The sequence below is a fragment of the Pseudomonas sp. KH_046_1 genome (assembly GCF_057839025.1).
This window is the reverse complement of record NZ_CM174481.1, coordinates 3,142,082-3,165,269: the sequence shown is the minus strand read 5'-3', so window position 1 is coordinate 3,165,269 and position 23,188 is coordinate 3,142,082. Positions and strand designations below refer to the sequence as shown.

At 61.0% G+C, this 23,188-nt stretch carries 20 protein-coding genes; 5 read left to right on the top strand and 15 right to left on the bottom strand.

All coding sequences use genetic code 11. The features are described 5' to 3' along the window. Positions 1 to 103 precede the first annotated feature (103 nt). The 13 genes from AC3IT9_RS14600 to AC3IT9_RS14540 form a co-directional block, all read right to left on the bottom strand. A complete protein-coding gene (locus AC3IT9_RS14600) occupies positions 104 to 1,132 on the bottom strand; it encodes a trans-3-hydroxy-L-proline dehydratase (protein WP_489273471.1) in 1,029 nt (342 codons plus the stop codon). Positions 1,133 to 1,267: 135 nt separating this feature from the next. Next, positions 1,268 to 1,990, bottom strand: a complete 723-nt coding sequence (locus AC3IT9_RS14595; RefSeq protein WP_047530195.1) for an amino acid ABC transporter ATP-binding protein — start codon at positions 1,988 to 1,990, stop codon at positions 1,268 to 1,270. Beyond that, on the bottom strand, positions 1,983 to 2,633 hold the full coding sequence (locus AC3IT9_RS14590) for an amino acid ABC transporter permease (protein ID WP_150714424.1): 651 nt from the start codon (positions 2,631 to 2,633) through the stop codon (positions 1,983 to 1,985). The genes AC3IT9_RS14595 and AC3IT9_RS14590 overlap by 8 nt, the downstream gene beginning before the upstream one ends. A 10-nt stretch (positions 2,634 to 2,643) precedes the next feature. After that, complete coding sequence (locus tag AC3IT9_RS14585) at positions 2,644 to 3,309, bottom strand: amino acid ABC transporter permease (RefSeq protein WP_489273470.1); 666 nt, start codon at positions 3,307 to 3,309, stop codon at positions 2,644 to 2,646. Continuing rightward, complete coding sequence (gene lhpI, locus AC3IT9_RS14580) at positions 3,302 to 5,080, bottom strand: cis-3-hydroxy-L-proline dehydratase (RefSeq protein ID WP_489273518.1); 1,779 nt, start codon at positions 5,078 to 5,080, stop codon at positions 3,302 to 3,304. Before lhpI ends, AC3IT9_RS14585 begins: the two co-directional genes overlap by 8 nt. A 10-nt stretch (positions 5,081 to 5,090) precedes the next feature. After that, on the bottom strand, positions 5,091 to 5,909 hold the full coding sequence (locus AC3IT9_RS14575; protein ID WP_046042020.1) for an ABC transporter substrate-binding protein: 819 nt from the start codon (positions 5,907 to 5,909) through the stop codon (positions 5,091 to 5,093). Between the two features lie 300 nt (positions 5,910 to 6,209). Then, positions 6,210 to 6,959 carry an AraC family transcriptional regulator gene (locus AC3IT9_RS14570; protein WP_489273469.1) on the bottom strand — a complete coding sequence of 250 codons (750 nt, stop codon included), beginning with the start codon at positions 6,957 to 6,959 and terminating at the stop codon, positions 6,210 to 6,212. Positions 6,960 to 7,033: 74 nt separating this feature from the next. After that, the gene (locus AC3IT9_RS14565) at positions 7,034 to 8,290 is read right to left on the bottom strand and encodes an FAD-dependent oxidoreductase (protein WP_489273468.1); all 1,257 of its coding nucleotides are present in this window, start codon (positions 8,288 to 8,290) and stop codon (positions 7,034 to 7,036) included. Beyond that, on the bottom strand, positions 8,287 to 8,523 hold the full coding sequence (locus AC3IT9_RS14560) for a 2Fe-2S iron-sulfur cluster-binding protein (RefSeq protein ID WP_007994312.1): 237 nt from the start codon (positions 8,521 to 8,523) through the stop codon (positions 8,287 to 8,289). The genes AC3IT9_RS14565 and AC3IT9_RS14560 overlap by 4 nt, the downstream gene beginning before the upstream one ends. Continuing rightward, on the bottom strand, positions 8,516 to 9,631 hold the full coding sequence (locus AC3IT9_RS14555; RefSeq protein ID WP_489273467.1) for an NAD(P)/FAD-dependent oxidoreductase: 1,116 nt from the start codon (positions 9,629 to 9,631) through the stop codon (positions 8,516 to 8,518). Before AC3IT9_RS14555 ends, AC3IT9_RS14560 begins: the two co-directional genes overlap by 8 nt. Beyond that, a complete protein-coding gene (locus AC3IT9_RS14550; RefSeq protein ID WP_489273466.1) occupies positions 9,628 to 10,560 on the bottom strand; it encodes a 4-hydroxyproline epimerase in 933 nt (310 codons plus the stop codon). Before AC3IT9_RS14550 ends, AC3IT9_RS14555 begins: the two co-directional genes overlap by 4 nt. A 114-nt stretch (positions 10,561 to 10,674) precedes the next feature. Further along, positions 10,675 to 11,358 carry a GntR family transcriptional regulator gene (locus AC3IT9_RS14545; protein ID WP_489273465.1) on the bottom strand — a complete coding sequence of 228 codons (684 nt, stop codon included), beginning with the start codon at positions 11,356 to 11,358 and terminating at the stop codon, positions 10,675 to 10,677. Positions 11,359 to 11,528: 170 nt separating this feature from the next. Further along, complete coding sequence (locus tag AC3IT9_RS14540; RefSeq protein ID WP_095942189.1) at positions 11,529 to 12,443, bottom strand: LysR family transcriptional regulator; 915 nt, start codon at positions 12,441 to 12,443, stop codon at positions 11,529 to 11,531. A gap of 269 nt (positions 12,444 to 12,712) precedes the next feature. On the opposite strand from AC3IT9_RS14540, the gene AC3IT9_RS14535 reads away from it, so the two are divergent. The 4 genes from AC3IT9_RS14535 to pgm all read left to right on the top strand — a co-directional run bounded on the left by AC3IT9_RS14535 (position 12,713) and on the right by pgm (position 18,989). Next, positions 12,713 to 13,735, top strand: coding sequence for a zinc-dependent alcohol dehydrogenase family protein (locus AC3IT9_RS14535; protein WP_150723799.1), 1,023 nt, complete (start codon positions 12,713 to 12,715; stop codon positions 13,733 to 13,735). Between the two features lie 562 nt (positions 13,736 to 14,297). Continuing rightward, positions 14,298 to 15,788: a hypothetical protein gene (locus tag AC3IT9_RS14530; RefSeq protein WP_489273464.1), complete on the top strand. Its 1,491-nt coding sequence runs from the start codon at positions 14,298 to 14,300 to the stop codon at positions 15,786 to 15,788. A gap of 40 nt (positions 15,789 to 15,828) precedes the next feature. Next, positions 15,829 to 17,229, top strand: coding sequence for an aminotransferase-like domain-containing protein (locus tag AC3IT9_RS14525; protein ID WP_489273463.1), 1,401 nt, complete (start codon positions 15,829 to 15,831; stop codon positions 17,227 to 17,229). A 113-nt stretch (positions 17,230 to 17,342) separates the two neighbouring features. Then, positions 17,343 to 18,989, top strand: coding sequence for a phosphoglucomutase (alpha-D-glucose-1,6-bisphosphate-dependent) (gene pgm / locus AC3IT9_RS14520; RefSeq protein ID WP_489273462.1), 1,647 nt, complete (start codon positions 17,343 to 17,345; stop codon positions 18,987 to 18,989). Between the two features lie 187 nt (positions 18,990 to 19,176). Here the strand turns inward: pgm and AC3IT9_RS14515 are convergent, their stop codons facing one another. Next, positions 19,177 to 19,872, bottom strand: coding sequence for a pirin family protein (locus tag AC3IT9_RS14515; protein ID WP_489273461.1), 696 nt, complete (start codon positions 19,870 to 19,872; stop codon positions 19,177 to 19,179). A 279-nt stretch (positions 19,873 to 20,151) separates the two neighbouring features. Here AC3IT9_RS14515 and AC3IT9_RS14510 point away from each other — a divergent pair, with 279 nt between their 5' ends. Next, a complete protein-coding gene (locus AC3IT9_RS14510; RefSeq protein WP_489273460.1) occupies positions 20,152 to 22,626 on the top strand; it encodes a UvrD-helicase domain-containing protein in 2,475 nt (824 codons plus the stop codon). A 173-nt stretch (positions 22,627 to 22,799) separates the two neighbouring features. Here the strand turns inward: AC3IT9_RS14510 and AC3IT9_RS14505 are convergent, their stop codons facing one another. Then, on the bottom strand, positions 22,800 to 23,072 hold the full coding sequence (locus AC3IT9_RS14505) for a DUF1652 domain-containing protein (protein WP_095942234.1): 273 nt from the start codon (positions 23,070 to 23,072) through the stop codon (positions 22,800 to 22,802). Positions 23,073 to 23,188: the final 116 nt, after the last annotated feature.

The following is a 23,188-nucleotide window of genomic DNA, read 5'->3' as shown; positions in this document are numbered from 1 at the left end:
TATTTCGTATACGATATTTATAATGACAACGCTCGGCTAGTGCTTTTTTTGGTTTTCAGGGGTTTTTACTGGCCGTTGGTCTGGGGATTCAGGGATTGCGTGATCAGGCGCCGGGCCAAGTGTCGGACAGGCGATAGCCTTGTGGCCACGGATCGCTTGGGTCGAGCAGTAATTGATGGGTGCCGGTGATCCACGCCCGGCCGGAAATGCACGGGTAAATCGCGGCGCGGCCGGCGACTTCGGTCAACGAATCAATGCGGCAGTGGAACTCGGAACCGATAATCGAGCGCCCGACAAAGCGCTCGCCCACCTGCATCAAACCCTTGGCCTGCAACACCGCCATGCGCGCCGAACAGCCGGTGCCGGTGGGGGAACGGTCGATTTTGCCTGGTTGGATGACCACCGCATTGGCACCGGTGGCGATGCCGTTCTCATAGACGAGGGGCGCGGCGATCTGGCAGAAGGAAATGTGCGACCACTCAGGATTCAGTGAATGCACGAACCCCAGTTGCTCATTGGCGGCGCGGGTGATTTTCAGCCCGACCGCCACCAGATCGGCGGCTTCATCCGGGCTGATGGAAAAGCCCAGGCCTTTGGCGTCGGCAATCACAAAACTGTCGCCACCATAAGCGGTGTCAACCTTCAGCGAGCCGATGCCTTCGACTTCAATCCACGCATCCAGTCGATCAGCGAAGGACGGCACGTTTTTCACTTCCACCCGTTGCACCTTGCCATCGCGGCAATCGGCCACGGCTTCGATCAGGCCGCCGGGCGCTTCCAGCACCAGGCGGGTTTGCGGCTCGGTCATGGGCAGGATGCCGCTGTCGAGCAATACGGTGGCGACGCACAACGAGTTGGAACCGGACATCGGCGGGGTATCGGCCGGTTCCATGATGATCCAGGCCATTTGCGCCCGTGGGTCTTTGGCCGGCACCAGCAAATTGACGTGGCGGAACACGCCGCCGCGGGGTTCGTTGAGGACGAAGTTGCGCAGGGTTTCGTCCCGGGCGATCCAGCGCGACTGTTCCCACACGGTGGCCCCGGGCGGCGGGGCGACACCGCCGACGATCACGTCGCCGACTTCACCTTCGGCGTGGCAGCTGACGACATGAATGACTTTTGATGAACGCATGAGGGGACTCCTTGTTTTGTTTGTGCGGGCCTCATCGCGGGCAAGCCCGCTCCCACAGTGATCTGTGTCGGCCACCAATTTTGTGTACACCAGCAATACCTGTGGGAGCGGGCTTGCCCGCGATGAGGCCTTGGGTTATTTCACTGACTTGAGAAACGCTGCAGTCTCCGCATGCACCGGATTGCCAATCACCTGATCCGGCGAACCAATCTCATGCACCAGGCCATTGCGGAAGAACGCCACACGGTCGGACACGTCCCGGGCAAAGCGGATTTCGTGGGTCACCAACACCATGGTCATGCCGTCTTCGGCGAGCATGCGCATGGTGTCCAGCACTTCACCGACCAACTGCGGGTCAAGGGCCGAGGTGGCTTCGTCAAACAGCATGTAGTCCGGTGACATGGCCAGGGCGCGGGCGATGGCCATGCGTTGTTGCTGTCCACCGGACAACTTGCCAGGGAAGGTCTTGAGCTTGTCGCCCAGACCGACGTGGGTCAGTTGCTTGACCGCTAGCTCTTCAGCTTCAGCCTTGCTTTTGCCCAGCACTTTGCGCGGTGCGAGCATGACGTTTTCCAGCACCGTCAGGTGCGGGAAGGCATTCCATTGCTGGAACACAATGCCGATTTTCTGCCGCAGGCGATTGAGGTCGGTGGCGCTGTGATGGACCTCGACGCCGTCAACGCGGATGTTGCCTTTCTGGATCGGTTCCAGGCCGTTGATGCACATCAGCAAGGTCGATTTGCCGGAGCCGGAGCCGCCGATGATCGACACCACTTCGCCCTTGTTCACCGTCAGGTTGACGCCCTTGACCACTTCGAGGTTGCCGAAGGATTTATGTACGTTGTCGATCTCAATCATTTTCTTGCCACCTTCTTTCCAGACGAGCGCCCAGGCGTGCGACCACCAGGCTCATGACGTAGTAGATAAGGCCCGCGATGCACAGCACCAGCAACGGTTCCTGGATGCGGGTGACGATGGTTTGCGAGGCGCGCAGCAGTTCGACGATGCCGATCCACATCACCAGCGCAGTGTCTTTCATGACACCGAGCACCAGATTCAGCCAGCCGGGGAACGCTACTCGGGTGGCCATCGGCAGGACGATCCAGCGCAAGTCCTGCAAGAAGCTCAACCCCAACGAACGGCTGGCCCGGCGCACGGTGAACGGCACCGCCAGCACGCCGGCACGCACGATCTCGGTGAAGTACGCCGCAGCGTAAACCCCCAACACAATGCAGCCGACGCTAAAGGCGCTGATGTTCAAACCGACGATGCTTTTGAGTGAGTTGAACAGCACGAACTGGATCAGCAACGGCACGCTGCGAAACACGTCCAGCACCCACGCCAGCGGCAGGCTGGCCCGTGGCAACAAGGCCCGCAGCAGGCCGAAGAACAACCCGGCCAAGGAGCCGAGAATGATCGACCAGAACGTCAGTTGCATCGTGACCCACGCACCGTTGAGCAGGAACATCAGGTCATTCGAGGAAAAATCGGTGGAAAACATGGACAGCTCCTCAGTAACGGAACAACCGCCAGGCCATCAGCCGGGCTGCCGCGACGATCGCCTTGGCAATCAAGTAATACAGCACCGCTGCGATGGTGAAATACTCGAAGGTGCGGAAGGTTTTGACGTTGTATTCCTGGGTCACACCGGTCAGGTCATTGTTTAGCCCGACGATCACCCCCAGCGACGTCATCAACACCGCCCAGACCATCTGATTGGTCAGCGGGTAGAACACGATCCGCAGCAATTGCGGGACGATGATCATGCGGTAGGCCTGGAAGGCACTCATGCCGAGGGAACGCGCCGCACGCACCTGCGTGTCAGGCACGGCCTTGAGGCCGCCGCGAAAGTTCTCCGCCAGATACCCGGCATTGTTGAAGGTGATCCCGGCCAGCAGGGCGAACCAGGAACTGACGTGCAGGTTCAGCGAGCCGAGGCCGAAGTAGAGGATGTAGATCTGGAACAGCGACGGGGTGTTGCGGGCAATCGATACCCAACCGTTGCCGAACCCGCGTAGCAATGGGTGTTTGGCCTCGCGCATCACCGTCAGGGCCAGGGCGATCAGCACGCCGAAGATCATCGACAGCGCGGCGGTTTCGAAGGTGACGATGGCACCGGCAAGCATGTCCGGCAGGGCGCGCAGGGTGGAGCGCCATTGGAAACTGTAGTCAAACATGCGCAGGGCTCTCCAGTAGGGCAGCAGGTTGTAACCAGGCCGGCAAACGTCCGCTGGCCGTTGCGGTGCAGGCCGCGTCGACGCATTCGGCAAGGCTGGCGAAGTGCACCTTGCGGCCGACCAGGCCCGGTGCGTAATGGGCGTATTTGCCCGAGTTGGTCATCAGGGTTTTAGCCGCCAAGGGGATTACGGGTTCGCCGAGCATGCACCAGCAGGTGTCGGTGACCAGGGTCGCGCCAAACGCTTCGATCACAGCGATGTGCCCGGCCTCGCGGGCCTGCTCCAACACGGCACGGCCGCAGGTGATGGCAAGCACCACATCCGGGTGTCTTTGTCGTCCCTGGCACAGTCGCGCCAGGTGAGCGAACTCGCTGAGGGAAAAGTGCGGGTTACCCAGCGACACCACATCCACCCGGTTATCGCGAGCACTGTTGAGTTCGCGCCAACTCGACAGCAGGTCCTTCAGGCGGATCTTTTCCACGGGAATGCAAGTGTCCGCATCCAGCACCTGCGCCGGGTCAATGGCCTCCGGGGTGACCCCGGCGATGTGGAACAGTGGCGCCGCAGAGGTGGTGGCGAAGGCCGCGCCAAAGGCTTTGAGATCGTCCAGGCTCGGCTTGCGTTTTTCCAGTCCCAGCACCAGTGGCACGCGACTGCCGGCCAGGGCACCAATGTGGTAACCCAGCAGCGGGTAGAAGGCATCGTCCAGTTCACCGAGGGCAGGCAATTCGATCTGCAACCGGGCCTTGCGTTGCGCGTCCAGGTGGCAGCCGATCAGCGGGGCGCGACCGGTGAGGGCGATGCAGATGTCCAGGTAATCCGGGTATTTCAGGGTGCGTGCACCGAGCACGCTGTTGGCGTAGACCACTGCGTTGGATTCCGCCCAGACGATTTGCTCGCCAGCCTTCGGTGCAGTGTCGAGCAGGTACGGCGCGCAGGTGAAACTGAGCTGTGCGCCCATCGCCATATAGGCATCGCCCAAGGCACTGGCCGGTTCACCCAATGCCGGGTCGATACCCAGTTCGCGCCAACGGCGCTGGTCGACGGAAATTGAATTGAGGGTGGTGGGCACTCGCACTTTTGCTCCCCATTGCACCAGTTGCTCGGCAAAGCGCAGGCTCGCAGGTCCTGTGTAAATGCAGCCGTCGATGTGTGCTTGAGTGACATCCACCAAGTGGTCGGCACCCTGCAGTTCGGCCATACGCAGGACGATCTGCATGGCCATTTGCGCGGCCTTGCCATGCCGGACATCGAGCAGCGCCCGATCGTGCTCGGTGAGCCTGATCGAGGCGGTGCTGTCAGTGTCTGGTAATGGGCTGTCGAGCGCCTGCCAGGCGTCGCCCGGCAGGTGATCGAACAGGCTCAGCGTTGTATTTTCAACCCGGGCGAAGGCCTGGCCGCGCAAGGCGGCGAAGGCCTCCCGACCGATGCACAGCACCGGCAGGGAACGGGCAAAAATGGTCTGCGCCACCAGCACGCCCAAGGTCAGGATCTCGTCGGCTTCGGCCAGCACCAATGCCGCCGGTGCATGGCCGTTGCTGATCAGTTCCATCAACACACTGCTGCCGGTGCACGAGCCGCGACCACTGGGAATCGCCAGCACGCGGCCGGCCAGGTGTTGGCCGCTGAGCGGGTGATGGCGGTCGATGACTTCACCCGTGCAGGGATCGACTCCGCCCCAGAAACTCAAGCCGACATCGGCCAACAGCAGGGCGCCTTGCGCGGCACCCGCCACCAGGCTGCGCCCGGTCAGAGAAATTGGCCCAGGCATGCCGGACATATCAGTAGTAGACCTGAGGCACGGTCAGGTTGGTCGGCGGGATCTCGGTGCCGACCCATTTAACGAACAGCTCCTTGTAGCGACCGGTGCGCACCTGTTGGTTGACGAACAGGTTGAGGTAGTTGAGCAGGCCGAACTCGCTGCGCTTGGCACCCAGGGACACGTAGTCGATGACGTACGGGGCGTTACCGGCGACTTTCAGGTTTTTGTATTTGCCCGACTTGAGGGTGGCGGCGGCCACGGTGTTGGTGACCACAGTGGCATCGATGTGGCCTTGGGCGACGGCTAGCAGGGTATCGCTCTGCGACTGGTAGGCTCGGAAACTGCCCGAGCCCCAGTTCTTCACGTCTTTCTCCAGGGCGATGGCCTCATAGGTGCCGCTGGTGTTGCCCACTGCTTTGCCCTTGAGGTCGTCGAAGCCGTTGATGCCGGTGTCGTCGCGGGTCAGCACCACCATCTGGAAGGCAAAGTAGGGCACGGTGAGGCCAACGGTCTTGGCGCGTTCGAGGGTGTCGGAGGTGGACGCGACGATCACGTCAGCCCGCCCGGAGACCAGTGCCGGAATGCGATCCGGGAACGGCGTTTCCACCACTTCGGCCTCGACCCCGAGGATCTTCGCCAGGTCGCGGCAATAGTCCACATCGAAGCCGGCCGGCGAGTTGCTGGCATCGCGAAAGCCCATGGGCGGGAAGTCCAGGGTCACGGCGCAGCGCAGTTTGCCCGAACCGATGATGTCGTCGAGCTTGTCGGCCTGGGCAGTGGCGATAAAGGAGGTACTGAGAACAGCGCTGAGGGCTACGGCAAATGCGGGGTTTTTCATAGAGGCCTCGTTGATGTGAAGTGCTGTTGAATATCGTATTGGGGATTTCGTATACGATATTAACAATAGCAATCAACGTGCCTATTTCCAGTCCGAGGGGTGAATTAGTTGTCAGGCCTTGGCGTAGAGGTTTTGTAGCGGTGCAACCCGTAGCGAGGTGACGCCAAGGCAGTGAGGACAGGTGTTACATATGGGAGCAGCGGTAGCGTGGGCGCCTCTTTAAGGAACACTGGCAGGCGTTTTAATCGCGGGTGTACGCGGTCGGCGCAGGAGCTGGCGCAGCCTGCGATCTTTTGATCTTCAGCGCTGATTATCGCGATACTGACTCGGCGACAAACTGGTCAGCGCCCGAAACTGCCGGCTGAAGGCACTGTGGTCGGTGTAACCACAGCGCAAGGCAATCTCGGTAATCGGCAACTCGGTGTGCAGTAACAACCGCGAACCTTCTTCCAGGCGCGCCTTGTGAATCATTTGCCGTGGGGTGAGCTGGAACACCCGTTTGCAGTGCCGCTCCAATTGCGCCACGGAATAGCCAGCGATGGCGGTCAGTTCGGCGAGGCTGATGGAGCGGGCGAAGTGGCGGCGGATATGGGCATCCACTGCGGCGAGTTTCTGGAACGCCGGATGGTTCGACTGCGGCGATTGCAGGTCGCGGGAGATACCGGCCAGGCCGACGATTCGACCCTGTTCATCCTTCAAGGCGAGTTTGTGGGTCAGGCACCAGATCGGCTGATTGCCATAATACAAATGCAGCTCCAGCTGATCGGCCAGTTCGCGACCGCTGGACAGCACTCGCCGATCCTGCTCGGTGTACAGCGGACCGAAGCGTTCCGGGAAGACCATTTCGGCGGTGCGCCCCAGCAGTTCGTCCCTGTGTTTGAAACCACAACGTCGGGCCAGGGTCTGGTTGACGAAGGCGTAACGGGCCTCGCAGTCCTTGATGAAAAACACCACGTCCGACAGGGTATCGAGCAACGGCGCGATGGGCTGAAGGCTGCTCAGCAGCGTCGGCAGATCGCAAGGTTTAAAGGTGGTGAGCGAGGGATACATGGCGCTGGGGGTCTGAGGGTGACCCCCGGGATCATAGAGACTCGGCAGCGTGGCCGAAACCCCTGGCGTGGTCATCACGCTGGCGGGGTATCGTCCAGGGACATCAAGGTTTCGATCCGCGCCGGGCTGAAGGGTGGGCGCGGTGCTGAGGGCTGCCAACCAAACATATGCTGCACTGCGCCGCCACACACCCGGCCCTGGCAGGCACCCATGCCGCAGCGACTGGCGAGTTTGGCTTCGCGCCAGTCAGAGTGACCGGTCAATGCCGCGTAGGGCACGTCCTCGCAGCGGCAAACCAGGGTGTCGGGTTGGGCCAGGGACTTGAGTCGCGGATCAAGGGCGAACGCGCCGTTCAGCGCCTTGGCGAAACCCTGCCAACGCGCCCGACGCGGCCACAATTGCCTGGCGGCTTCCAGATTGCCGACCGCAGCGTGGCCGGCAATCGCACCTTCCACCAAGGCCAGCTCACTGCCGCCGAACCCTGTGCATTCGCCCGCCGCATAATGATCGGCGCGGTTGCTGGCCTGCCAGGCATCCACCGCGATGGCTTGATCTTCGATGGCGCAACCCAGTGCCTGACCCAACTGGATATTCGGAATCAACCCGAAACCACAGGCCAGCCGATCACATTCCAACTCAACGATGTTGCCTTGTTGTTGCAGGCGCACGCCTTCCACTCGGTCGGTGCCAAACGCCGCCAATACGTGAGTGGCGGTGCGGTAGTGGTGGTCGAACAGGCTGAACGATTGCAGCCATTTGCCGGGCCAGCGCGGCAGTTGCGCGGCGAAACCGGCGACGGCGCTGCGGCTGGCTTGTTCAGCGATGCGTTGCACTTGCGCGCCATGCTGTTTGGCGGTGGCGGCACTGGCCAGTAACAGCGGGCCGCTGCCGGCGATCACCACGCGCTCGTTCTGCACCGGCAAACCGGCCTTGATCAGCGCCTGCAAACCACCCGCACCGGTGACACCCGGCAGGGTCCAGCCGGGGAAGGGCAGCAGCAATTCACGGGCGCCGGTGCACAGAATCAGTTTGTCGTAGCTGATCAACCAGCCATGGTCGTCATCTTCCACCAGCAGTTGTTTCGCGCCGGGGGCGGCGATCACCCGAGTACCGGCGTGATGGCGGATGTTGTTGCACGACGCCAGACGCTCGCGCAGGCGCCGGGCCTGACCGGGTACGTTGGCTTGAGGTCCGTCGCGCCAGATTTGCCCGCCCGGCAGCGGGTTGTCGTCGAGCATGACAATGCGAGCGCCGCTGGCGGCGGCGGCAAGGGCGGCGCTCATCCCGGCAGGGCCAGCACCAATGATCAACAGATCAGCGTATTCATTCATGGGCGAGTCTCCACCTGCATGCCGTCACGGCACAAGGTCTGGCAAGCCAGGCGACGCCGGCCATCGATGGTCACCCGGCATTCCTGACAAATGCCCATGCCGCACAGCGGCGCACGGCGCTGACCGCTGACTGAGGTGCGCGTGCAGCCGTCGCTGGCCAACGCCAGGGCAGCGGCGACGCTGGTGCCTTCGGCGACTTTCAGGGCGTGGCCGTCCAGCAACAATTCAGGCATAGACCGGTTCTCCGAGAAAACGCTGGGGCAGATAGGGTTGTGCGGCCAGTGGCGGGGTTTCGTTGAACAGTTGCGCCACCAGTAAATCGGCGGTGCCGGGGGCGGTGGTTACGCCCAGTCCTTCGTGACCGACTGCCAGCCACAAGCCTTGACGTTGTGGATGTTGGCCCACCAGCGGCAAGCCGTCGGGGCTGGCGGCGCGAAAACCGGTCCAGGCACGGATGCCATTGAGCCGGGCCAGCCCCGGCATGTACTCGGCGGCACGCTTGAGCATTTTCGCGAGCATCCAGCCTTCGACCTGCGGGTCGGTGGTGCCGAATTGCCGCGAGGCGCCGATGAACAGTTGCCCGGTGGGGCGCGGCTGGATATTGCAGGCGGTCGACGGCCCCGTGGCGTTGTGGGCACTGGTGACGTAACCCAGTTCCACCAGCGTATGGGTGACGCTGCCGGGGTAGCGGTCAGTGATCAGCAAGTGGCCTTTTTTCGGCTCGATGGGCAGTTCCGGGCACAGCTCGTTGGCTTGAATACCGTTGGCCAACACTACGGCATCGGCACTCAACCAGTGACCATCATCGAGGCAGACGCGGTTGCCATCGACCGCACTGACCCGTGCCCGGCGCTGGCGGATGTTCGGTGTTTCGAGCATCCATCTGGCCGTCGCCGGGGCGTATAGAATGCCGTCGCCATTGATCAGCAAGCCGCCTTCCAGTCCTTCGCTCAGTTCCGGTTCGCGCTGGCGCAGGGCACTGGCGCCGATCAGTTCGCAAGCCACGCCCTGGGCTTGCAGGTTCAGGAATTTGCTGTGGGCCACCGCCATTTCTTCGGCATTCGCCGCCAGCCACAGCGTGCCGTTGCAGCGGTAGGCACAGCTGTCGGGCAGGTCCGCGCCCAGTTCGCGCCAGCGCTGCAACGAATATTGGCTCAGGGCCAGTTCGGCGGGGTTGTCGTCGAGTACCAGCAAGTGGCCCATGCCGGCGGCCGTGGCGCCGTGCAGGCCGGCGTCCAGCACCAGCACCTGCAAGCCGCGACGGGCCAGCGCCTGGGCACAGGCGGCGCCGATAATGCCGGCGCCGATCACGATCACATCGGCCACCTGGCCCTCGTTCATGGACGAATGCCCCAGGCGAACGGGTCGTCCTGTTCGATGATCAGGCTCGCCTCGGCACTGATGAACGCGCGACCACGAATGGTCGGCACGATGCGCTCACCCTGCAGTTCGTAGGAACCCTCGAACTCGCTGCCGATGACGCTGGCCTGGCGCCAGATCTGCCCCGGTTGCAACTTGTCGTCGGCCGCCAGGCATGCCAGTTTGGCACTGGTGCCGGTGCCGCAGGGCGAACGGTCATAGGCTTTGCCGGGGCAGAGCACGAAGTTGCGGCTGTCGGCGTGATCGTCATCGGCGAACAACTCGACGTGATCGATCAAGCCGCCGTCTTCACCGCGAATGCCTTGGGCTTGCAGTGCTTGCTGTACGGCGAAGGTGTAAGCGGTCAGCGCTTCGAGGTTGTCGCCGGCCACCCGCAGGCCATGCTCGGCGATCAGGAAAAACCAGTTGCCGCCCCAAGCGATATCACCGACCACTTGGCCAATGCCCGGCACCTGCACCGCCAGCGCCTTGCGATAACGGTAGGCCGGCACGTTGCGCACGCTCACCGAATGGTCTTCGTGCAGGGTTGCCTGCACCGTGCCCACCGGCGTTTCGATGCTGTGCACGCCGGGGCCGATCTTGCCCAGGTGCGCCAACGACGCCACCAGGCCGATGGTGCCGTGGCCGCACATGCCCAGATAACCGGTGTTGTTGAAGAAAATCACCCCGGCACAGGCGCCAGGGTCCACCGGCGTGCAGAGCAGCGCGCCCACCAGTACGTCACTGCCCCGTGGTTCCAGCACACAGGCGGCGCGCCATTGGTCATGCTGTTCGGCTAATACCTTGCGCCGTTCGGCCATGCTGCCAGTGCCCAGGTCAGGAAAGCCGGCGGTCACCAGGCGGGTCGGTTCGCCGCCGGTGTGGGAGTCGATCACTGAGATGCGTTTCATGGGAGGGCCACGTCCATTCGGTTGAGTGAACGCAAGAGTGGCCCGTGCGGCGGGGTGTCGGCTTGAGGGATTTAGTCTGTGTCGATGACGAAATCGGCACAGCATCCGCAGCTGTCAGTGGGTGTGGGGCAGGTGCTCGAACAGGGTCGTGCAGACGCCGGCAATGTGCTCGTCCAGAAGCTTCACCGCCAGGTCCACATCCCCGGCGCGGCAGGCCGCCAGGATCTCGCGGTGTTCGTGATCGGCCCGTTCCTTACCGGCCGACAAGCTCATCTGCATGCGTAGATAACGCTCCAGCTTGTCGTTGACCGAACGGATCAGACTCACCAGAAACGGTCGCTGCGCTGGCTCGTACAGGCAGGAATGCAGCTCCCAGTTGAGCTCGGCCCAGCGCCCCACGTCGTCCTCGCCGATGAACTCCTGACAGATGCGCTCGGCACGGGCGAAGGTCTCTTCGGTCATGTTCGGAATGGCCAGGCGCAGAATCTTGTCTTCCAGCAACATCCGCACTTCGAACATCTGCGCCAGTTCCGCATCGGAAACCCGCGTGACCATCGCCCCGCGATTGCGCTGGAACATCACCAACCCTTCGGCCTCCAGCCGCTTGAGGGCTTCGCGCACCGGGATCTTGCTGACATTGAACTGGCGGGCGATGTCGTCCTGGCGGATCGGCTCATCCTCGGCAAAATGCCCGGCGACAATCGCATCCCGCAGATGGCGGGTGATGATTTCCGAAGTCGAAGGCGAGTTACCAAGGTCGGGTGCGTTGAGTTTGGTCAGGTTCACGGCGGCGGTCATTTGGAGTGAGATAGCGCTAGGGTATACGAAATTCTTTTGCTGATCTTCCCCGGTTCGACGTCGGTGCACCCGTTTTCATTCAGGCCTGCGCCGCGCCCACTTCACCGTTTGCCATGGTTTTACGCTGGACGGATTGCCCCCTGCATAGCCGATCAGGCGGCCAATCCTTCTCAGAGGCTATCCGGATCCCCGAAAAACATCTGAATCCGCGACCGCAACCAGCGCTCCCCCGGATCGTTATCCTGGGACCCGCGCCAGGCCATGTGCAGTTCGAAGCTGCGCACCGGCAACGGCGGATCTTCGGCCCGTACACCGCCGGCAGCGGTCAGTGCATCGGCGGTGTAGTCGGGCACCGTAGCCACGATATCCGTGCCGGCGAGCAGGGTGCTGAGTCCGTTGAACTGCGGCACGGCGAGCACCACATGCCGCTTGCGCCCGAGCTTCTCCAGTTCTTCATCGATGAAACCGCTGAGGTCGCCGGCGAACGACACCAGTGCATGGGGGCGAGCGCAGTAATCATCCAGGCTCAACGGCCCCGGCACGGTGTCGGCGCGCAACAGCTTCGGCTGGCTGCGGCGCAGTACCTTGCGCTTGGCGTTGGCCGGCAGGTCGGTGGTGTAGCTGACACCGATGGAAATCTCGCCGGATGCCAGCAACCCCGGCATCAGGATGTAGTTGACCCGGCGCACCACCAGCACAATCCCCGGCGATTCGGCACGCAGGCGCTTGAGCAGCATTGGCAGCAAGGCGAACTCGACGTCGTCCGAAAGGCCGATGCGGAACACGGCGGTACTTGTGGCAGGATCGAACTCGGCCGCGCGGCTGACGGCAGTGGAAATCGAATCCAGCGCCGGCGATAGCAGGGCGAAGATCTCGACCGCCCTGGCGGAAGGCTCCATGCTGCGGCCGGTACGCACAAACAAAGGATCATCGAACAAGCCGCGCAGGCGCGAGAGCGCCGCACTGATGGCTGGCTGGCCGAGGAACAGTTTTTCCGCAGCACGGGTCACGCTGCGTTCGTGCATCAATGTTTCGAAAACGATCAACAGGTTCAGGTCGACACGACGCAGGTCATTACGATTCATCTGGAGTCCTGGCAGAGTCAGCAAACTTGACGTGGGCGGCCATATGAGAACAATGGCCAGCAGGAATATTACGGGGAAAGGCTGGTACTCTGCACCGGGTAATTCAGATTTCCTGTAAAGGCGGCTTCGGTTTCTCACGGCATTTGACGATGTCGCCGCCGCTGCGGAATCAATGACAGGCATGTCGACTATTAATAGCCACAGATAGTGTTGGGTTGAAAGCCCAGCTAGAGTTCAAGGCATTAGAGGTTCATTTGGCGAGGTTTGCGATGTCCCGCACGATCCGTTTTCACAAGTTTGGTCCTGCCGAGGTGCTCAAATGCGAAGAGCATGCGGCGTCTTTGCCTGCACCGGGCGAAGTGCAGGTGCGCGTCGAGGCGATAGGCATCAGTTGGTATGACACTCTCTGGCGCCAGAACCTGGCCCCGTCCCATGCTCGTCTGCCTTCAGGCCTTGGCCAGGAGATGGCCGGTATCATCACTGCTGTCGGTGATGGCGTCGATGACCTGGAAGTCGGTGACAAGGTCGCCAGCTTTCCGGCCCAAAGCCCGAACGACTACCCGGTCTACGGTGAGCTGATCGTTCTGCCACGCTCGGCAGTCACCCGTTATCCGGATGTGCTCAGCCCGATTGAAGCCAGCGTGCACTACACGCCGTTGTTGATCGCCTATTTCGCCTATGCCGATCTGGCACGGGTCAAGCCCGGGCAATTCGCCCTGGTGACTGACGCGAGTCATTGCGCCGGACCTTCGTTCGTACAACTGGGCAAGGCCTTGGGTGTTCGAGTGATCGCCGCGACCAAGACTGCGGAGGAACGTGAATACCTGCTGTCGCTGGGTGCCGAAAAAGTGATCGTTACCGAGGAAGAAGATCTGCTGATGCGGATCAACAAGATCACCGATAACCGTGGCGTGGACGTGGTGTTCGATGGTTTGGGCGGTCCGCAGATGTCGTTGCTTGGCGATGTGCTGGCACCTCGCGGCAGCCTGGTGCTGTACGGCCTGCAAGGTGGCAACCAGACGCCTTTCCCGGCCTGCGCAGCGTTCCAGAAGAACATTCAGTTCTTCGTGCACTGCATCGGCAACTTCACTGGCAAGCCGGAACTGGGCATCACCCAGGACCAGGCCGCACTGCAACGTGCCTTGCGCGACATCAATCAGCTGACCGCCGACCGCGTTCTGCTGCCGCTCAAGACTCGGGTCTTCCCGTTTGCCGAGTTTGTCGAGGCACACCGCTACATGGACGAATGCCCGTGTCACGAGAGGGTCGCGCTGCAGGTCGAACCGGCCTGACACTCACCCAACAGCCCTCCCAAGAGTCCGTGCCCGCACGGACTCTTTCGTTTCAGCCCCCCCTTCCCAAAAAAAGCCGTCGACCCGCAGGCCGGTCCAGCAACTGAACTGGTTTTTGCTCGTAATCTGTAGCTTCTAATCAGCCACTAAGCCCTGATAATTGAATGATTACTTTCATCTCAAGGAATGAGTCATGGCTGGGTGTCAGGCTGAAACTTTTCAATGTGCGCCGTCGGTGCAAATCTCCAAATTAGTTTGTTGTTGTTTAGTTGCCAAAAACACAGCGACAACTTCCTTCTTTATTTCTTGTATTAAGTGTCTGTGGGACTTTGTCGGACATTTCCTAGGACGCCGGTTTCAAACGAACAAACCCTTGCCAGCCGGGCGCTCCGGCCTCACCTTCGTCGTTAAACCGAGGCGGCGCTGCGATCGTTTCAAATGATTTCAAGAAAATTCAAGTGTTAGCATTTGGCAATAAAGTCCATGACTCCATTCGCACAGACAGTCCAACGGGATTTGCTGTCTGCGCGATGTTGAACTTACGAGTATCAGGTAAATAAAGATGACCAGCATCCATGACCAAGCGATGAACCATGTCTATCAACAAGTGCTGCAGCGATTGCTGGGTTTTTTCTCCCGTGCCGAACGCACTGCATTGCAATTGTTGATTCAGCGTCTGGCGGTGGCGGCGGGGGGCATGGAGCACATTGGCGATTACAAGGTGTTGGCGATCCAGTCCGGGGCCCGTGACAACTGCTACACCCTGGCACTGTTGCGTGCTGCGCAGTTGACCATTGCCACTCGGTCGCCGGCGACATTCCAGTTGCGCATCGCCTCGTTGCGGTTGAACGGGGCAAACTGCGCGGCCGTGGAAAACATGCACCGGACCAACAGCGCATTGTTTGTCTATGACGATCCCCGGGTCGAGGTGTTGACGGTCGATGATCGGGAAGTCTTGCCGTTCAACCACCTGGCGCCGATCTCCGACGCCGGTCGCGAGTCCGGTCGCCTGAACCTGCTGCTGATCGGCCATCGACGGGAGTGGCGTGGCGGGTTCGACCTGTGGGATGACGGTTATCTGGCCACGGGAGAGTTCTACGGACAAATCGCCCGCTGGGACGGTGGTGTCGACGCCTTGCTCAGCAGTGACACGCCGCGTCAACAGAAGCAGTTCATCGAGGGTTTGAAGCGGGCCGCCACCAAGGCAGGGCTCAAGCCTTCGCCCGCAGGCGAGGCCGGTTATGCGGGGTTGTTTGCATTGCTCGATGAACTGGGCAGCGACTGTTATCACGCGTTCTACGCCGATTACGGCCAGGCCCGGTGGCGTCCGCAAGAGCGCTTTGAGACCTGTCGTCGTACGGCCTGCATCGACATCCACGACCTGCTGGTCAGCAACCTGGAAGAGCGCTGGCCATTGCTGACAGAGTTTCTCCGGTTCCAGCCGGACGAACTGTCCGCGCAGATCAGCGACAACGAATTCGTCAGCCCGTCGATCTCGGCGCACGTCAGGGGGTTGCAGGCGTGCTACGTGCAGGGCCGCAATTACGAGTCCGGCATTGCGCAATACCTGCAACGCGCCTTGGTGATGATGCGCCGCAAGCGCTTGCCCGAGCGTTTGTGCGAGCAGGCCATCGAGGTCTTCGGTAACCCGGCGACACTGACCGAGCAGCGCGCCCGTGCGGCGGCCGAAGCGCAAAAGAATCTGGGCCTGAGCGAAGCACAACTGGTGTGCCTGCTTTTTTCTCCTTTCATCGAAAAAGGTGCGTGGCTTGAGCGTTTCCTGCGTCAGTGCCATCCGGGCATGCTGGTGGCCATGCCCGAGTTGCACCGGGCCATGCAGGGGCATCCGGTCGCCGAACAGATCATGCAATGGATGATTGATGTCAGCGGATTGCCCGTCAGCCTGATTGGCCAGCTTTACCGCATGGAGTGGACGCCCGCAGGCGCTGGCGGGGCGGCTGAAGCAAACATCCAGAGGGCCGCGTCGCAACATACGCCGGGCGATCCTGATGCTGACAGCACGTTGGCGGATGAATGGTCAGCGGGTCACTGAGCGTGGGCGGATTTTCAGCCAGTGCGGTTGGCCTTCGCCCATGAAAGGTCCACGAGAAACGGATTTCGCCTATCAGGCGGTTTATCGGTACCTGGTCAGCCTGATCAACGAGTCTGAAGGGGATTCGCGCATCCGCCTGCCGTCGCTGCGGCATCTGGCGGAGCGTCTCAATGTGTCGATCTCGACCATTCAGTACGCCTATTCGTTGCTGGAGAAAGAAGGGCGCGTCTATTCGGTGGCCAAGTCCGGTTACTACGCATTGCCAGTGTCCTCAATCAACCTGCAGGACAGCGGCAGCGATCTGCTGGAAGCGGTCTACGTCAATGCCAGGCGTCCGGGGATGCTGGTCTTGAGCGCCGATGAACCGGCGTTGCTGCAGCCGCTCGACAGTCCTTTGTTGCTGCTGGAGCGGGAGTTGCTGCGCCAGTATCCCCGACAGCCGCAGTCGCCTTCGCAACCCTGCGGCGAGCTCGAATTGCGCACCGCCCTGGCAGCCCGCTACACCACGTCTCCGATGCGTTACTGGCACGCCGATGATGTCTACATAGGCGCCGACCTTCGCGGTGTACTGGAAATCCTGATCGCCGTGCTGGGTTTGAAAGACGCCACCGTGGTGGTCGAATCGCCGTGCGACTGGACGATCCTGCGTTTGTTTCAAGCCGCCTGCGTGCGGGTGATTGAATTGCCCGTGCAGGCCGATGGCTGCCTGGATCCGGAACGGCTCAACATGCTGCTGGATACCGAACCGGTAAGGCTGGTGATGCTGTCCTCGGCCCTGAACATGCCCCGTGGCAGCCTGGCGCCTGACGAAAACAGGCAGGCCATTGCCCGGCTGTTGGCCGCGCATGACAGTTGGGTGTTGGAGAACGACTGTTATGGCGAACTCGGATTCGACCTGGGCGGCGTGCGCTTTCGCGACTTGCTGGACCCTGAACGGCTGTTGGTGTTTTCCACGTTCGAGAAAATCATCGGGCCTGAAGCGCCCTACGGTTACCTGCTTTCAAGGCATTTGAGCGCTGAACTGCAACGGCACTTCCTGCTGCGTTCCTTCCGTCTTTCACCGATTCGCCAGAAAGCCATCGCCCGTTTGTACAGCAGCGGTCGCATCGATCAACACCTGCTGGTGTTGCGCCGGCTGCTCAAGGAGCGCAAGAGTCAAATGACCCTGTTGTTGCAGGAGCGATTGGGGGATGCCTTGCATTTCGTCGAGCCAGAAGGTGGTGCAACGATTTGGGTGCGTTCGTTGCGTCGGGTCAATGTGCGTCGTGTGTTCCAGCGCCTTCTGGCCCATCAAGTGGTCATCGCGCCGGGCGAACTGTTCAGCCTTCACGGTCTGCACGGACAGCATCTGCGCTTGAGTCATACCTTCGGCGGCGATCACAACCTGGCGGCCGCACTGGGACTGCTGGGGGATGCGCTGCGTCTGGAATCAGTCGAGTGAGCGAGACAAAAAATAACAACCTCCGGTGTGTTGGATCGATCCCGTCGCCTTGCGGTCAAACTGCCAGTAAACTGCGACCCAATTCCTGAACCACTCTATTCCAGAGGTTTTGCATGACACTCAGTCCTTTTGCGGGTAAACCGGCACCGGCAGAATTGTTGGTCGACATCCCGCGACTGGTAACGGCCTATTACACCGGCCAGCCGGATGCCGCAATTTCGACCCAGCGCGTTGCCTTCGGCACGTCCGGGCACCGGGGCAGCTCGTTCGACTTGAGTTTCAACGAATGGCACGTGCTGGCGATCAGCCAGGCGATCTGCCTGTACCGCGAAGCTCAAGGTATCGATGGCCCGCTGTTTGTCGGTATCGACACCCACGCGCTGTCCACGCCAGCCGGCGCCAGCGCCCTCGAAGTGCTGGCGGCCAACGGCGTGACCGTGATGATTGCCGCTGGCGACGAATACACGCCGACGCCGGCCATTTCCCATGCGATCCTCTGCTACAACCGCGGTCGCACCACCGGCCTGGCCGACGGCATTGTCATCACGCCGTCCCACAACCCGCCGCAAAGCGGTGGCTACAAGTACAACCCAACCAACGGTGGTCCGGCCGATACCCACATCACCAAGTGGATCGAAGCCAAGGCCAACGAACTGCTGGCCAACAAGCTCGCTGGCGTCAAGCGCATCAGCTACGAGCAGGCACTGAAGGCCAGCACCACCCATCGACACGATTACCTCAACACCTATGTCGCCGACCTGATCAGCGTGATCGACTTCGACGCCATCCGCGATGCCAGGCTGCGCCTGGGTGTCGATCCGCTGGGTGGAGCAGGGGTGCGTTACTGGTCGGCGATTGCCGAGCATTACCGCCTGGACCTGGACGTGGTGAACAAAGAGGTCGACCCGACCTTCCGCTTCATGACCGTCGACTGGGACGGCCAGATCCGCATGGATCCATCGTCCAGCCACGCCATGCAAGGCCTGATCGGCCTGAAACAACGCTTCGACGTGGCGTTTGCCTGCGATCCGGACCACGACCGCCATGGCATCGTCACGCCGTCCGGTGGTTTGCTGGCGCCGAACAACTACCTCGCCGTGGCCATCGACTACCTGTTCCAGAACCGTCCGCAATGGCGCGTCGATGCTGCCGTGGGTAAAACCGTGGTCAGCAGTGGCCTGATCGATCGCGTGGCCAAGCGCCTGGGGCGTCGCCTGTACGAAGTGCCGGTCGGTTTCAAATGGTTTGCCGACGGCCTGTTCGATGGATCCCTCGGTTTCGGCGGCGAAGAAAGCGCCGGTGCCTCGTTCCTGCGCAAGGACGGCGGTGTCTGGAGCACCGACAAGGACGGTTTGATTCCGGCCTTGCTGGCCGCCGAGATGACTGCCCGGACCGGTCGCGACCCGAGCCAGGCGTATCGCGCCTTGACCGACGAACTGGGTGAGCCGTTCTCGGTGCGGGTCGACGCCAAGGCCAATCCGGAGCAGAAAGCACTGTTGAGCAAGCTGTCGCCGCAACAGGTCACCTCGACCCAACTGGCGGGCGAGCCGATCCAGAGCATCCTCAGCCACGCACCGGGCAATGACCAGGCCATTGGCGGCCTCAAGGTCATGACCGAGAACGGCTGGTTCGCGGCGCGTCCGTCGGGCACGGAAGACATCTACAAGATCTACGCCGAAAGCTTTGTCAGCGACGACCACCTCAAGCAACTGGTGGCCGAGGCGCAAACGCTGGTCGATGGTGCCATTTCCGCAAAATAAACACACAACCCTGTGGGAGCGGGCTTGGTCCGGGCGGCGTTCCGACGAAGGCGGTATCAGCTTCAACATCAATGTTGACTGAAACATCGCTTTCGCGAGCAAGCCCGCTCCCACAAAGGGTTCGCTGCAGCAACTAAAAAAGGGGCGACCAACACGGTCGCCCCTTTTTTGCGATTTGCTCAGCGGGTTAGGCCAGATCCACCAGAACAATCTCGCTGTCCTCGATGGCCGTCACCCGCAACACTTGCTCATCGGCAACCGCGACACCATCTCGAGCTTGTGCACGCAAGCCATTGACTTCAATGACCCCGGTGGCCGGCACCAGGTACGCACGACGCCCCTTGTCCAACGCGTATTCGGCAGACTCGCCGGCCTTCAGGTTGGCCGCTACCAGCCGGGCATCGGCGCGGATGCGCAGGCTCTGATCGTCGCCTTCCTTGCCGCTGGCCAGGGTGACAAAACCTTCGCGGTTGCCTTTCGGGAACGGCTTGGCGCCCCAGGATGGGGCCAGGCCGGACTCGTTCGGGATGATCCAGATCTGGAAAATCCTCGTCGGCGTCGCTTCCAGGTTGTACTCGCTGTGGGCGATCCCTGTGCCGGCACTCATGACCTGGACGTCACCGGCTTCGGTGCGGCCCTTGTTGCCAAGGTTGTCCTGGTGGGTAATGGCGCCTTCGCGGACATAGGTGATGATTTCCATGTCGCGGTGCGGGTGTTGCGGGAAACCGGTGCCGGGAGCGATCACGTCGTCGTTCCAGACCCGCAGGTTGCCCCAGTTCATGCGCTTGGGATCGTAGTACTCGGCGAACGAAAAATGGTGGTGAGCATCCAACCAGCCGTGGTGAGCGCCGCCGAGCGAGTTGAAAGGTCTGAGTTCAAGCATGATCGTCTCCAGAAAAGGTTCGTCATGGGGCCAGGTGCCTGAGCCACGAAGCGAGACCGGTGAGTGATGACGGCCATCATCCAACAGGCAACAATCGATAAAAAGCGTAAAAAATGCAGCATTCCCATCGAATGGATTGATATAAAACGAACTCGAAAGTTTCTCATCCAGCTTTCACTTCATCGCATAAGCCAATGAGTCATAAGCAATTCACTAGAACTCAAGGGCAAATGCAGACACCATAGCGCTCAACAGCCTCACACCCTGGAGTCAGTCCGCGTGCCGCAACACACCCCCGATCTTCCGCCTGAACTTCGCCCCCTGGCCGAGATGCCGCTGATCAAGCGATTGCTCGCCCGATTCTTCGGCTACAGCCTGACCCGCCTGCACGCACAGCATCGTGCGTCTTGGTTGCATGGCCAGGCCGACGGTTTTCGCAGCGGTCACAGCGCCGGGGTCGATTACGGCTACAGGGAAGGCAAGCTCGAGGGGTTGGAGGAGGGTCGACAGGTCCTGCTGATCCGTGACTCGCGCAGCACTGAGCACCGACCGCCGAATGTCGATGACTTGCTGTTCGACGATTGGCGCCTGCCTTTGAGCGCCGAATTGAAGAAACGTATGAAGGCCGATGTCGCCCGCTTGTTACCGGCCCATGCCCAACCCAGCGCCGCACAGTGGAAAATGATCTTCAGCGATACACCGTCCACCTCGGTGATCGCGGGTGCCGGTGCAGGCAAATCGACCACGCTGGTGCTGCGAATCTTGCTGTTGACCCATTACCTGGGCTTTGAACTGAGTTCGATGACGGTGGTGACCTTCACCCGTGAGTCGCGCAAGGACTTCATCAACAAGCTGATCGAACTGTTTGCGCTCTGGGGCCGCGCGATCAGTTTCAAGGAGGCGCGGGACCTGGTGCGCACCTTTCACTCGCGGATCCTGCCGATGGTGCGCAGCCTTCCGGGTTTCGAGCGTTTGCAGGCTTTCGAGAACCTCAGCCTGCGGGCTGCACAGGGTGATGAGGAGGTCGACAGCAATCCGTTCGACCTGCGCATCAACGACGCTCAACGCCAACAGCTCAACGCCTGTTATCACCGGCTGCACAGTGACAATGAGCGTTTTCGCGAGCTGATCAAGCCATTGTCCCGGCATGCCCTGCAACTCAAGGAACTGGAGCGCGATCACCCGGATGTGCAGAAACGCATGGGCGTAACCGAGCTCGCGGCCAAGCGCGATGAAGAACTGTGCGACGCCATCGAGGACCTGTGGTTTCGCGCCGGTGCCTGGCCCATCAAGGGCATCGAACCGAATCGCCAGTCGTTCGATATCAACGGCTCGACATTCTATTGCCACGGCTACATCCCGTCCCTGGATGCCTGGGTGGTGTTGGGGTTCGATCCCCGGGAAAACCCGCAGGTCACGCGACCAAACGCCAAGCTGACGGTGCGCGCAGAGTGGGCCGTAAAGCGCACCCTGTTTCAAGCTTTCTGTCGTAAGCCTTTGATATGGCTGGATAGTTACGAATCATCGAAACGTGTTTTGGCCTCGCTCGCCGGCGATGCCAGCGCCGGGCCGGGCTTCGATTACAAGGTCAAGGGCGAGCTCGCTTCAGCGCCACTGCTCGATTGCTTTGTCGCCGCCGCCGGGTTCATCGAAAACCTCGGGCTGGACGTGCCGGGCGCGGTAGGTCAGATGAGTTTCGCCAAGGACGATCCCGACCGGTTCTTCTTCGAGGCCTTGAGTCTGTACTGGCGGGCGCTGGAAGATCATTTGCTGGACCAGAAGCCGCCGATCATGACCTACAATCGAATGTTCGCCCTGTTCAGCGAGCATTCGCCGGAGAACCTCAAGCTGCTCAGCGATGAGTTGCTGCGGCCGCTGTCACACCTGATGATCGACGAATTCCAGGATGTCTCGCCGCAGATCGTCTCCTGGATCAGGGCCAGCCTGGCAGAGATCCGCAGTCGCGGGCCGGCCATGCACGTCGGGCGCGGGGCCCAGCGCTCCTCGCTGCTGTGTGTGGGCGATGACTGGCAGTCCATCTATGGGTGGCGCGGCAGTTCGCCGACCTACTTCATGGAGTTCAACAAGGAGTTCCCGTCGCCGAGCACCACCAAGGTCATGCTCAGCGACAACTACCGCAGCCACCAGCACATCATCGATGCCGCCGAGCACATCGTGCGCGCAGCACCGGCGATTGCCGGGAAGAAAGCCAAGGCCAGCGGCGAACCCAAGGCGTTGCTGCCAGTGAACGTCCTCGATCGTGATGACCAGGGCATGGCCCAACGCCTGATGGAGCATTACCGAAAGGGCGATTCGATCTTGATGCTTTATCGTAAAAGCAGCGATAAGTTATTGATAGAGGAGCATATTCAGTCGGTAGTTAATGTTGATTCTAGCTTGCCGCATGAAGCTCGCAGGCTCAAACAACTGACGTATCACAGCGCCAAAGGCCTCCAGGCCGATGCGGTGTTTCTGCTGGGCGACTGCCAGCACCTGACCAGCTCACCTTACAAGAATCAGGTCTACCGGATGGCAGGCCTGGGCAAGGCCGGTGACAGCGAACCCTACGACAACGCCCAGAAGGACGAAATCCTGCGGCTGGCCTACGTGGGTATTACCCGCGCCGTCAGCCATTGCTACTGGTACGTCGATGCCCAAGACAACCAGGCCGCAAACATGCCCAAGGCCTCCGACCGGATCGGCAAGGGCAAGGCGTTCTTTGTCGATCATCGTAAAAGCCAAACCACCGTCTGAATCGAGACCCTGTAGGAGCGAGCTTGCTCGCGATGCTCGTTAACGATAATGCGGGTGGTCTGATTGAACGCGGCGCCCTCAAATTCATCGCGAGCAAGCTCGCTCCTACAGGTACAGGGAACAGCGCTCAACAAAAAGCCCACTTGAAGTGGGCTTTTTTAACATCTGAGCCTTCAGGCATAACTCCGGAGGGCTTGTGGTGGTACGAAGGCTTCAAGTTCATCCTCCACCGCTTCGATTATCAGTTCTACATCCGCAGCATTCATGACGGTGGCGCACGGAATACCGGCAATGGCGATCATGGTCTCGCCAGTGGCACGATCAAAAAGACGGGCAATCATGCTGCCCGGGGCGTCCATGCTCGCCTCGAAACCCATGGGATGAAAATGCCAGCGCATCAGCTGGCAGGCGTTTGGAAACGTAACCTTACTGAACCCTTTATTCATGTGTTGCCCGCCTTCATTATCGAGCGCGTCCGTTAGCTCATGGTAGGAGGGAAGAACCTTCATTGGTTCAACCAGTGACAGTGTTTAAAAGTAGCAGCCGGATGTGAAAATAATGT

What these genes read in the sequence shown, in the direction of transcription:
- AC3IT9_RS14600 (WP_489273471.1), bottom strand. Translation starts at nt 1,132, where the DNA reads ATGCGTTCATCAAAAGTCATTCATGTCGTCAGCTGCCACGCCGAAGGT.
- AC3IT9_RS14595 (WP_047530195.1), bottom strand. Translation starts at nt 1,990, where the DNA reads ATGATTGAGATCGACAACGTACATAAATCCTTCGGCAACCTCGAAGTG.
- AC3IT9_RS14590 (WP_150714424.1), bottom strand. Translation starts at nt 2,633, where the DNA reads ATGTTTTCCACCGATTTTTCCTCGAATGACCTGATGTTCCTGCTCAAC.
- AC3IT9_RS14585 (WP_489273470.1), bottom strand. Translation starts at nt 3,309, where the DNA reads ATGTTTGACTACAGTTTCCAATGGCGCTCCACCCTGCGCGCCCTGCCG.
- lhpI (WP_489273518.1), bottom strand. Translation starts at nt 5,080, where the DNA reads ATGCCTGGGCCAATTTCTCTGACCGGGCGCAGCCTGGTGGCGGGTGCC.
- AC3IT9_RS14575 (WP_046042020.1), bottom strand. Translation starts at nt 5,909, where the DNA reads ATGAAAAACCCCGCATTTGCCGTAGCCCTCAGCGCTGTTCTCAGTACC.
- AC3IT9_RS14570 (WP_489273469.1), bottom strand. Translation starts at nt 6,959, where the DNA reads ATGTATCCCTCGCTCACCACCTTTAAACCTTGCGATCTGCCGACGCTG.
- AC3IT9_RS14565 (WP_489273468.1), bottom strand. Translation starts at nt 8,290, where the DNA reads ATGAATGAATACGCTGATCTGTTGATCATTGGTGCTGGCCCTGCCGGG.
- AC3IT9_RS14560 (WP_007994312.1), bottom strand. Translation starts at nt 8,523, where the DNA reads ATGCCTGAATTGTTGCTGGACGGCCACGCCCTGAAAGTCGCCGAAGGC.
- AC3IT9_RS14555 (WP_489273467.1), bottom strand. Translation starts at nt 9,631, where the DNA reads ATGAACGAGGGCCAGGTGGCCGATGTGATCGTGATCGGCGCCGGCATT.
- AC3IT9_RS14550 (WP_489273466.1), bottom strand. Translation starts at nt 10,560, where the DNA reads ATGAAACGCATCTCAGTGATCGACTCCCACACCGGCGGCGAACCGACC.
- AC3IT9_RS14545 (WP_489273465.1), bottom strand. Translation starts at nt 11,358, where the DNA reads ATGACCGCCGCCGTGAACCTGACCAAACTCAACGCACCCGACCTTGGT.
- AC3IT9_RS14540 (WP_095942189.1), bottom strand. Translation starts at nt 12,443, where the DNA reads ATGAATCGTAATGACCTGCGTCGTGTCGACCTGAACCTGTTGATCGTT.
- AC3IT9_RS14535 (WP_150723799.1), top strand. Translation starts at nt 12,713, where the DNA reads ATGTCCCGCACGATCCGTTTTCACAAGTTTGGTCCTGCCGAGGTGCTC.
- AC3IT9_RS14530 (WP_489273464.1), top strand. Translation starts at nt 14,298, where the DNA reads ATGACCAGCATCCATGACCAAGCGATGAACCATGTCTATCAACAAGTG.
- AC3IT9_RS14525 (WP_489273463.1), top strand. Translation starts at nt 15,829, where the DNA reads ATGAAAGGTCCACGAGAAACGGATTTCGCCTATCAGGCGGTTTATCGG.
- pgm (WP_489273462.1), top strand. Translation starts at nt 17,343, where the DNA reads ATGACACTCAGTCCTTTTGCGGGTAAACCGGCACCGGCAGAATTGTTG.
- AC3IT9_RS14515 (WP_489273461.1), bottom strand. Translation starts at nt 19,872, where the DNA reads ATGCTTGAACTCAGACCTTTCAACTCGCTCGGCGGCGCTCACCACGGC.
- AC3IT9_RS14505 (WP_095942234.1), bottom strand. Translation starts at nt 23,072, where the DNA reads ATGAATAAAGGGTTCAGTAAGGTTACGTTTCCAAACGCCTGCCAGCTG.